Genomic DNA, 9,973 nt, shown 5'->3' with positions numbered 1-9,973 from the left:
TTCGTCCTGAGCCAGGATCAAACTCTCCAAGAAAGTTTGTAGCTCATTTTGAAACTGACGAGATGTTACATCTCATTTATGCTCCGTGAATCATTCAGCCAGAAGGCGTGCACCAATTCACTTCGCGATCGGCTTTGCAAGCAAAGCCTTATCTCACTCGTTGTTCAGTTTTCAAAGATCAAATTCTTTCGTTTTCGAAGCCGCTCAGTTAGCTCAGCAGCAACTCTTATAATATATCATCTTTCGACAAAGTTTGCAAGAACTTTTTTAAATCCGTTCTGCTTATTAGCCGACCGACTACTCATGTTTAAGTGGCCGGACTAATAATATAACCCTTATGTACAGTTACTTCAAGTTGTAATTTTATCCAATAATAAATATTAAAAATCAATCTTGCATAACCCTTTCTCATATGAAGCAAAATAGTGATTGAAGAGACCATTGGCGCGACCTCTGGCGGGATTTGTACGGCATACGGGACTATCCGAAGGCCCAATTGAATTCATGTGACGGAAATCGATCCTTCCAGCGAAGAGGCAGAATGCATAAGCACATTGTTCATCCGGATTATGAGGCAGAAGCCCGCTATGAGGAACATCAAATGGTTTATTGGACAGTGAAAAGGTAAAAATGAAAAGCTCTCAGGATGGCTTTCCTGAGAGCCTGTGCAATTAAGATTTACGCCCTGCGGTATGACCTGATGGTACATATTCCTCTTTTAATATAGAATAATGAACGCTATCATTAAGCACGCCATTCATCATATGGTTTCTCCGAAGAGTACCTTCATGCGTCATCCCTAAACGATTCATGAGTTTAACCGAAGCCTCATTTCTAACATCGGATTCCGCATATACTCGCTCCAAACCTAATACATTAAACGCTAGTCCCAATATTAATTTGCCGGCTTCAGTCATATAGCCATGACCCCAGAAATGCCTGCTTAGTGTATACCCCAGCTCTCCGCTTTTGTTCCATTCATGCACCCGGAACTCGATTGTCCCGATCATTTTGCTGCTTTCTTTCAGCACGATAGCATACTTGCCGATCGGTTCTTTTAAGAAATAGTTCGCGATCAGCCTCTTGGTCTGGTTCAAATCCTGATGCTGCTCAAAAATGAACCGCGTCGTTTCTTCATCTGATGTATGTTCGTACATATCCTCCGCATCATCCCATGAAACCGGACGCAATAAGATACGCTCGCTTTCCATCTCACGGTGTGCAGCCATTAAAACGTTTATATTCTCCATGTTCACGCTCCAACATTATCGTCTGTGCTTGTATTAGTAAGTGAAGTATTATTTGTTTTCGGACTTCAGCTTATCGATATATTCTTTTCCTTCCAACAGGGTCAGACCTAGCGTTTCTCTTGCCTTTTTAACTGCTCTTACGTCTTCACCCTCTTGTATTAACTTGCGTAGTTCATGATTCATCGGATGTTCAGGCAGCCCCGATTGCTCGGTTAACTGGTCCAAAGTATACTGCATTCCTTTGATGCGGCCTTCTAATTTCCCCACCTTAGTCCATAAATTTATGATGATGAGAAAAGATATGACGATAAGAATGAGAATGTATTCCACGATCACACCTCCAAACTGTCATTACTCCTGTTACACAGGTTTGGTTTGAATTCAGTTGCCCCCGGTATACTTGTAGAGTTTAATCATAGATAACCTTCTCCGTCAAACCAATATTTTCATAAAATGGTTCATTAACGCTTCCCTTTATGAAATGCGAGTTCCATTCGTCATCGGTTCATCGGGCGTTAATAGCACAACATCTCCCTCTTCCGGGACACCGCCTATAACCAATACCTCGGATTTAAACCCCGCGATGCGCATTGGCGGAAGATTCACCACCCCTATCACCTGACGTCCACAAAGTTGTTCCGGAGAATATCTTCTTGTAATTTGTGCTGAGGAATGTTTTATCCCGATCTCTTCGCCAAAATCAATTTGTAGTTTTATAGCTGGTTTTCGGGCTTCAGGAAAAGGCGCGGCGTGGATGACCGTGCCCACACGAATATCTAAGTTATAAAAATCCTCTATCTGGATCATAGAAGTACAACACCCTTTCTATAAAAAAATAAAAAGAACAGCTAAACTTAGCATAGAAAATTCCTTACACATTTTCTTTACCAAATTTAATATCCTTTTTATCCTTTATGAAGCATTCTGTATTTCTGCGGAGATATTCCCTCGCAGTTCACAAACCACCGTGTAAACGACGAAGAATTCTCCAATCGCAATTCCTCGCTAATCTCAGACATGGACCACGCTGTTGACTGTAATAAATGTTTTGCCTCCTTCAACCGAAGCTCGTTTATGTATGCCTTTGGGCTTTTCCCCGTCTTTTTCTTAAACCATGATGAATAATATACGGGATGATAATGCTCTATTTGGGCCAGCGTTTCTAACCGAATAGGCTCCTTATAATGATTATGAATGTATTCCATCGAGGGCGGCATCGAAATTTCAAGCTTGTTGGCCACATATCTAGTTAAATTCTCCAGGGAGGATCTATTGTCCGGGCTCTTCGCCTCCTCTAATAGCAAATAACGGATCGAAGCCCATTGTGGATCCAGCCGTATCTTCATGTCATGGGTATTGTCGGGCAAATATTGTGTAGGAATGTCCAGGATTAGAAACTCATTTCTGTCCATGGAATGGAAGTTATGAATCGACCTGGGTGGGATATAAAAACAATAATCCGGATTAAGTGTGATTTCCTGCTGCTTCGTTTGTAAATCCAAGGAGCCTTTCAACGGAAAAAGGAACTGTCCAAACTCATGCTGATGGGACGTCAATTTTCGGGTATAGGATCTTTTTTCACATGTTAAGTGGTTCATCAGTTTCTTGCCCCCCTCTCACCTCACGAACATCTCTCACGCCTTCCGAACAGAAGGCGAGTAGAATACGTCACCATGCATATGCTGAATTTTGTCCCAGTTACCGGGATTCGTCGTGTCTGGGGAGCGGTGCTCCAGAATAGCCTGATAGAGCGCCGTTTTTTCTTCCAAATGGGCAACATGCCGTTTGGCTTCTTCGAGCTTCATGCGCGCCTCTTCTTTATGCTCCATCATGAGTGCGTAGCGCTGCGGAATCGTCGAATCCCCTTCGAGGCAGAGATCGACGTACGTTTTAATGGTTTCAATCGGCATCCCGGATTGCTTGAGGCATTTGACGCCATGCAGCCAGTTGATCGATTGTTCGTCGAACATCCGAATGTTGTTTTGATTGCGCTGTACGCTCGGCACCAGACCTTTATCCGTGTAAAAGCGTATCGCGTGCTCCGTGAGTCCCGTGATCAGGGCGGCTTCTTTGACCGTATGCATAGGTAATCCCCCTTGAAAAATAATTTTAGGAAGATGCTTGACTTCGTGTAACACGAAGGCGATAGGCTTATTGTAATGCAAGTCGGCCGTAAGCGGAAGCCCCGCTAAGGTTCCCGTTTCACGGAGTTTTCGGCCGCTTGCCGGTTTACATTTGAACAATGGGAGGAATCACCATGCAAACTGTAACGTTGAATAACGGTGTGAAAATGCCGATTATCGGCTTCGGGGTCTACCAGGTTTCGGATGCTGAAGAATGCGAAAATGCGGTATACGAAGCGCTGATGGCCGGTTACCGCCTGATCGACACCGCCTCCGGTTATCTGAACGAGGAAGCGGTCGGACGCGCGATTAAGCGCAGCGGCGTACCGCGTGAGGAGCTGTTCATCACGACCAAGCTCTGGGTTCAGGATGCCGGCTACGAAAGCGCCAAGCAAGCGTTTGCCAAATCCCTGAAGAAGCTGGAGCTCGACTATCTCGATCTGTACCTCATTCACCAGCCGTTTGGCGATTATTACGGCGCTTGGCGTGCGATGGAAGACTTGTACCGAGAAGGCCAAATCAAGGCGATCGGCGTGAGCAACTTCCTGCCCGACCGTCTGATGGACCTCATCATGCATAATGAAATCGTGCCCGCCGTCAACCAGGTCGAAACACACCCGTTCTACCAGCAGATCGAAGACGGCGCTTTTATGAAAGAGCAGGGAGTGCAGCATCAGTCGTGGGCGCCGTTCGCTGAGGGACTCGGCAACATGTTCGGCAACGAAGTGCTGGCCGCGATCGCACACAAACACAACAAGTCCGTTGCCCAAGTCGTGCTCCGCTGGCTTGTTCAGCGTGAAGTCGTTGTCATTCCAAAATCGGTGAAAAAAGAGCGGATCATTGAAAACTTCAACATTTTCGATTTTGAACTCAGCGCAGACGATATCGAGCAAATTACTTCCCTCGATACGCGGGAAAGTCTTTTCTTATCATACCGTGATCCCGAAGTCGCCAAAAGGATGGGCAGCTGGAAAATCGATCTGTAAGCTTGATTATCGTACCGTTCATACTTTCTGATAACGTGAAAAAAGGACAGGGGTCGCTTCCACGCACCCTTGTCCTTTCTTTACTTGCATGGTGAATATAGCAAAACTGCGGTCACCGGTTTTCCATCTATCACCGTGTAATTGGCTATCTTTAGTCTCTGCGTTGTTTCGCTACAGCATTCTTCAAACGATCTTTAAGCCTGCCGCGGCAAAAGACAAGTATGAATCATTACAGCTTTCTCAATTCTTGCACAATATCCGCCGGATCGAACCGCTGCATAAAGTCCGGATTGACGTAAGCGGAACGGATAATGCCCGATTCGTCGATCATAAAGGTGGAAGGGATCGGCAGGATCCAACGGTCCGTTGCGTTGTATTCCGCCAGGTTCACGTCCATCGTTTTCATAACGTCCTGGATATAATCCGGAACGTCGTACAGGATGTTGTAGAAAGCGGCCACAAGACCGTTGGTGTCACTAAGCACCTGGAAAGTCAGCTCTTCTTTCTCCTGCTGGGAGAGCGTGTTGTCCGGGCTTTGCGGGCTGATTGCAATCAGCTGCCCCCCAAGGGCTTCGATGTCCGGCAGCATCTTCTGATAGGCCTTCAGCTGCATGCTGCAGAAGGGGCACCATCCGCCCCGGTAGAACGTCAGGACAACAGGTCCTTTGGACAGTTCATCATATAGGTTAACCGTTTCCCCCAAAGCATTCTTCAGTGTGAAATCCTTCGCCTTCTGCCCCTCCTGCCGACCGTAAGCAATACCGGATTCCTGCTGCTCCCGGATCTGACGGAACATCTCGGTTTGGATGTCAAGTGGGGTATGTGCGATAAATTCCTGTTTGGCTTCTGCTAAAGCTTGAGTTAATGACATGTTGTCTTCCTCCCTTATAATGAAAACCTTCAACTGTGAACCAATAAAATCAGATCGATTTGCCAGTTCATTGCAAGCTCACTTCCCGTTCATGATGCTGTTGGATGGCCTGGCAAAGTGAATGAAAAGAGTATGTAAAATAACCAATAAGTTTGGAGTGAATACTCCATTTTTATTCCTGAGATCATATTATCTGATATTTTTTGGAGTGTCAACTCCAAAATTTACACTGAACCAGCAGCCCGCCTCCTTTTAAGATGAACAGGAACAAAAAATCCCCAAGGCAAACATTCACCTTGGGGATTCAAGTCAGAAATCCGAATTTATTGGTTATTGGCTTACTGGGGTGAGGTCTCAATAAGAAAGGATCCGATATGCTCCAGCATAACGTCCAGACTGGCTTCGAGCGGACCCGCCTCTTTCCGGACCTTGGCCAGCAGCAGTCCGCCCTGAAGCGCGCCCAGCAGCGCAAGAGCAAGCCGCTCCGGCTGGGCGTCGCTCCGCATCTGACCGCGGTCACGCATTGCCTTAAGCCCTTGCCGGATTGCCAGCTCCCACTGCATAAATCCGTCGGCCAGCTCCTCCCTCGCGGCAGGCTCCAGGTCTGCCAGCTCGCTGCCCAGCGAGCCGATCGGGCAGCCGCCCTGGAAGCCCTGTTTCGTCTGGTACTGGACAAGCGCATCGCGCCAGGACTGCAGGGCCTCCATACTGTCGAGATGACTTAGCAGCGGCTCCTGGGAGCTGAGCACCTGCTCGTTCTGGAAGAGAATCACGGCAAGGACGAGCTCCCGTTTCTCCTTGAAATAGTGATACAGCTGGGAAGAGCTGACGCCCGCTTCCTGCTGGACGTCCTCCACGCTGGTGCCGGCAACGCCGCGTTCAAACATCAGCTTGGCGGCGGCAGCCACGATGCGGGCGCGCGTCGCCTGCCCTTTTTTCGTCAGCTTCGGGATATGTGTAGGGGGTTCGGTTTTAAGTTCCGTATTCGTTTCGGTTTGGTTTGAAGTATCCTTTAAATTTTTCATGCCTTTAGTATAGCAAAAATGGAGGTAACCATCCAAAAAATAATTCTACACCAGCGCAATCGCCGTAATTCCGATCCCAATACAAAGACACAGCGGAGAATACAGAATCGTATCCCAGTGCGCGAATAAAGTGCTTTTGCGTTTTTTGAAGAAACCTACCCACCTCAAATCTCCGATCGCTCGCAGGATGAAAACAGCGGATAAAACCCACCCTCCGTACGCAAGCAACCATTCCGGAAAAATAAGATGCTCCACCGCTCCTCCAAATTCGAGCACAAACCATGCTGCCAAAAGCAGCAATACCGCCACCGTACCCGTCGCGAGTCTCGAAGGTCGAAACAACATCGTCGAACCGTCGCTCGGGACCGCCGCTTGTATACCCATTCTTCCGCCCGCCACCCAGTACCAATGAATAGCGCTCAGCAATAACAAGATTCCGCTGATAGCCCAAATAAGTACAATGATCACCGTACTCCTCCTTACAAGCCAAGTAACAGCGTTCGTAATCGTGCCTCCTCAAAAGAGAGCACGGCCTAACATCGAACTAGCTTGGTATAGCTAAGCTTACCACCTGCGAATAGCGATGATAAAAGAAATCAGTGCCCCGATCGATGCGATCGTCCGCACATGATTCCACGGCATCCAGCGTTTCAAATATTCCCGCCATGTCTGAGCCCCCTCCGAGCTACCGGAAGTCACTGCGGCTAAAGTATCGTTGAGCGGAACATTGAATATAGCCGTTACAAGAAATACTCCGACGATGATGAGCAGGCTTCCAGCAAACACGTATATCGCGCTGGTGTTGCCTAATTTGATAAATGAGGTGATCCCCAACACGAGACTTAAAGCCGTTGCACCCATGAAGACCAACATAAAGGACGATTGTAGAATCGTCGAATTGATGCTCTGCATGGCGGATATGCCTTGTTCGGCGGGAAGCTTGGTAAGCGATTGCATGACGAAGGCCGAGAAGGCGAAAAATACGCCAGCAAGCAGGCCGGCTCCTACCGCGGATGCATAGGTTAAATAATAGAGCAGATGTATCATCATCTTACCCTCCGGTATCCATGAGTTGAATGCACGAGTAAACTTATTGCGGATGAAAACCCGCATCTTATGGTAAATTTCAGGCAAGCTGGTGATGACTCAATTGAATTGAAATTAAAAGTAGGCAACTGGATGGATAATGAACATAGAGAACCACAAGAACGGATATTAGAAGAATGAGAGGATGAACTTTCGAGCCACGTCCAGTTGGATGAGAACCCAGTAATACCCAAATCGTACCATGAATTCGTTGTCATGGGTACCTGGTTTTTTGCTCTATAGACGTTACAGTGACCCTACAATTCTCCTCCAAGTTAGCTCAACAAGAAAATGCTGTGCACCTAAAAACCTATTCCTCTATCGCTGATGAACCGATCGATATTGGGTGGGTGAAACTCCCTCTCGTTTGCGAAAAGCACGGGAAAAATTATTCTCATCCACAAATCCCACCTGCTCAACAATTTCCTTGATGGGGAGATACGTTGTCTCAAGTAACTCTTTTGCCTTCTCCGTACGAATCTTGGAGACATACTGCATCAGCGGAAGTCCGTTCTTATTCTTGAAATAACGTGTTACATAAGATGGCGTTAAGCAGAGTTTCTCCGCTACCGTTGAGAGACTGAGGTTACAGTCCATATAGGATTCGGCAACGTATGCCAGAATCGAGGAATATAATCGGTCGCCACTTGAATCCTCGCCCAAGCTGCCCTGTATACTGAGAGCCGCATCTAGCAGATTGGCACAAGCCTCTTCAACGGTTTCCGATTGATACTCTACCAAATTCTCCAGCTTATATTTGATGGCTTCCCGATGGGAGAGCGGAATATTGTTAACGATCTGGTTCAAGGTGAAGACGATTTGCAGAAATGTCATGCGGAATGCTGAAGCATCCTCCAGCAAGGTGAACTGCTCCTCCAACTCCTGGATCAGCGTTTGCAGTTTCATCGGATCTTTGGAGCAAACGGCAGCACTCAGATTTTCCGCCATGCCGGAGATCTGACGTTTATCATTGGCCATGCTTTTGACTTTTTGATGAGCAGCCTCAGACGGTGTGATAATCGATTGCTTGCCGGTAAATATCCGGTACTCCGCAAGCGATAACGCAGAGCTGAAGGATTGATATAATTCACTGGTTGATTGCGGTTCTCCTACCATGCAGGACAAGGAAAGCGAAAAATGCCTTTTCATAAAAGCCAGGATTTGCTCCGCGAATGCGCGGCTTCTTTCCTCCCACTGATCTGCAAATTCATGATTCCACGATACAATCCCTACAATGCCATTATCAATTGCCAAATCAAGAGCGTAATTCACGCCATGCTCACCGGAACTATTTTCGAAGATATTGCAGACGGCGTGCTTCATCAGCCACTGCTCACTAAGCTGTTCTTTACCTAACTTGGCATTGTAATCATCGAACATCATGACAAGCACGCTGCTTGTATTCCGCGCACCAAAAAGCTTCTGAAGCGCACTTCGGTTCGCTTGGGTGGTATTGTCAACATTCAGCTTCCCCATTAATACGGCGAGCAGCAGCTGATTTCTAGTGAGAATCTCCTGATTATGCATCATCCGAGACATATGGTTACTCTCATCTCTCATCCGCTCTATATATAAGGTAAGTTGGGCTAATTCATCATTCTCACCAACAACCGACTTCTCTGAAGACATGGAAGGAAAACGATTGGATAATTCCTGAATCGGCTGATAACTCTTGCGCGCCGACCTGAAGCTGAGCATTAATCCGAGTCCGAACGATAACAGAAAAATTCCTAACGAAATCGTGAGTGCCACATAATATTCGTGATAGTAGGCGCTGCGACGAATGGCGTTCACAACGTGAAACTGCTGTTTATCAGAGGTTTCCCTCAAGAGGAGATAACCAGGGATTCGCACCGCGGGGTCTTGGGCTGCTCCTGCTAGCTCACTCCGGGTTAGACGGGGATCTCCCTCCAAGCGGATGATGGGTGTGCCATAACGGTCAAAAGCAATCAGGCTGCTTGCACGATCGATTGTCTGCTGGAAATTATTTAATAGCGCGGGATAGTTCAGCTTATAGATCATGATTCCACTCGAATAGGGAGTGCCATCAAGCGGAACCAAGAGCAGAAGAACTTGCTCCTTTCCACCTTGGTTATGGGTATTGGACAACGAGGACAGAAGCATAGGTGTTTTGAGCTGCTCCAACCCGCTTTGCAGGCTCTCTGGCAAGATCCGATTTTGGCAGACGAGCTGAGCATAACTTTCCGCCGTATACATGCCCGTATCCGTGAAAATAACATTTGCCAGTGAAGGATAAGACGTATTGCGGTATAACAAACCAATCGAATCGAGATCTGCAGAAGGCGCTTTCATTTTTGCCAACTCATCAGCAATCAGATAAGGAAAAGAAAGCTGCTCCTGCAATTGGTAAGGCAGCAGCTTCGTATCACGCGATACGGATAATGTCAGCTTCTGCAGATCGATGATTCGATTGTCCAGCAGCTCCGTCGTATGGGCCATGAACCTGTGGGTATTATCCGTTAAGCGGTTGTAGGTATTGAAGAGAGAGATGATATTCGTTGTCAATAATAGAAGACCGGATACCGCCAAAATCAAAAGGTACCTCCGAAGAAATTGCCGATATAACCTGGACTGAAGGGCTTTCCGCACCGTGTTCACTTCCTATGCTGGT

11 protein-coding genes are annotated in these 9,973 nt (G+C 47.1%); 1 reads left to right on the top strand and 10 read right to left on the bottom strand.

The annotated features are described in order from the left end of the window. Positions 1-671: 671 nt before the first annotated feature. From ACTHPM_RS26300 to ACTHPM_RS26280, 5 genes are all read right to left on the bottom strand, one after another. Positions 672-1,250 (bottom strand): GNAT family N-acetyltransferase, encoded by a 579-nt coding sequence (locus ACTHPM_RS26300; protein ID WP_440398250.1) that lies wholly within the window; start codon positions 1,248-1,250, stop codon positions 672-674. A 48-nt stretch (positions 1,251-1,298) separates the two neighbouring features. Further along, entirely contained in the window at positions 1,299-1,580 is a 282-nt protein-coding gene (locus tag ACTHPM_RS26295; RefSeq protein ID WP_440398248.1) for a hypothetical protein, read from the bottom strand. A gap of 144 nt (positions 1,581-1,724) precedes the next feature. Continuing rightward, a complete protein-coding gene (gene csaA / locus ACTHPM_RS26290; RefSeq protein ID WP_440398247.1) occupies positions 1,725-2,057 on the bottom strand; it encodes a chaperone CsaA in 333 nt (110 codons plus the stop codon). Positions 2,058-2,155: 98 nt separating this feature from the next. Beyond that, positions 2,156-2,848 carry an AraC family transcriptional regulator gene (locus ACTHPM_RS26285; protein WP_440398246.1) on the bottom strand — a complete coding sequence of 231 codons (693 nt, stop codon included), beginning with the start codon at positions 2,846-2,848 and terminating at the stop codon, positions 2,156-2,158. A gap of 36 nt (positions 2,849-2,884) precedes the next feature. Next, complete coding sequence (locus ACTHPM_RS26280) at positions 2,885-3,334, bottom strand: MerR family transcriptional regulator (RefSeq protein WP_440398245.1); 450 nt, start codon at positions 3,332-3,334, stop codon at positions 2,885-2,887. A gap of 173 nt (positions 3,335-3,507) precedes the next feature. Between ACTHPM_RS26280 and ACTHPM_RS26275 the strand changes: the two genes are divergently transcribed. Further along, on the top strand, positions 3,508-4,359 hold the full coding sequence (locus ACTHPM_RS26275; RefSeq protein WP_440398244.1) for an aldo/keto reductase: 852 nt from the start codon (positions 3,508-3,510) through the stop codon (positions 4,357-4,359). 229 nt (positions 4,360-4,588) lie between these two features. On the opposite strand, the gene ACTHPM_RS26270 is transcribed toward ACTHPM_RS26275, so the two are convergent. The 5 genes from ACTHPM_RS26270 to ACTHPM_RS26250 all read right to left on the bottom strand — a co-directional run bounded on the left by ACTHPM_RS26270 (position 4,589) and on the right by ACTHPM_RS26250 (position 9,705). Further along, complete coding sequence (locus tag ACTHPM_RS26270) at positions 4,589-5,230, bottom strand: peroxiredoxin-like family protein (protein WP_440398243.1); 642 nt, start codon at positions 5,228-5,230, stop codon at positions 4,589-4,591. A gap of 338 nt (positions 5,231-5,568) precedes the next feature. Beyond that, entirely contained in the window at positions 5,569-6,255 is a 687-nt protein-coding gene (locus ACTHPM_RS26265) for a TetR/AcrR family transcriptional regulator (RefSeq protein ID WP_440398242.1), read from the bottom strand. 45 nt (positions 6,256-6,300) lie between these two features. Then, positions 6,301-6,723, bottom strand: a complete 423-nt coding sequence (locus ACTHPM_RS26260) for a DUF3995 domain-containing protein (protein WP_440398241.1) — start codon at positions 6,721-6,723, stop codon at positions 6,301-6,303. 96 nt (positions 6,724-6,819) lie between these two features. Then, positions 6,820-7,305, bottom strand: a complete 486-nt coding sequence (locus ACTHPM_RS26255) for an anthrone oxygenase family protein (RefSeq protein ID WP_440398240.1) — start codon at positions 7,303-7,305, stop codon at positions 6,820-6,822. Positions 7,306-7,659: 354 nt separating this feature from the next. Next, positions 7,660-9,705, bottom strand: coding sequence for a helix-turn-helix domain-containing protein (locus ACTHPM_RS26250; RefSeq protein WP_440398238.1), 2,046 nt, complete (start codon positions 9,703-9,705; stop codon positions 7,660-7,662). Positions 9,706-9,973 lie beyond the last annotated feature (268 nt).

Source organism: Paenibacillus sp. SAFN-054, assembly GCF_051966755.1.
Lineage (GTDB): Bacteria > Bacillota > Bacilli > Paenibacillales > Paenibacillaceae > Paenibacillus_AQ.
This window is presented reverse-complemented; position numbering and strand designations above follow the sequence as displayed.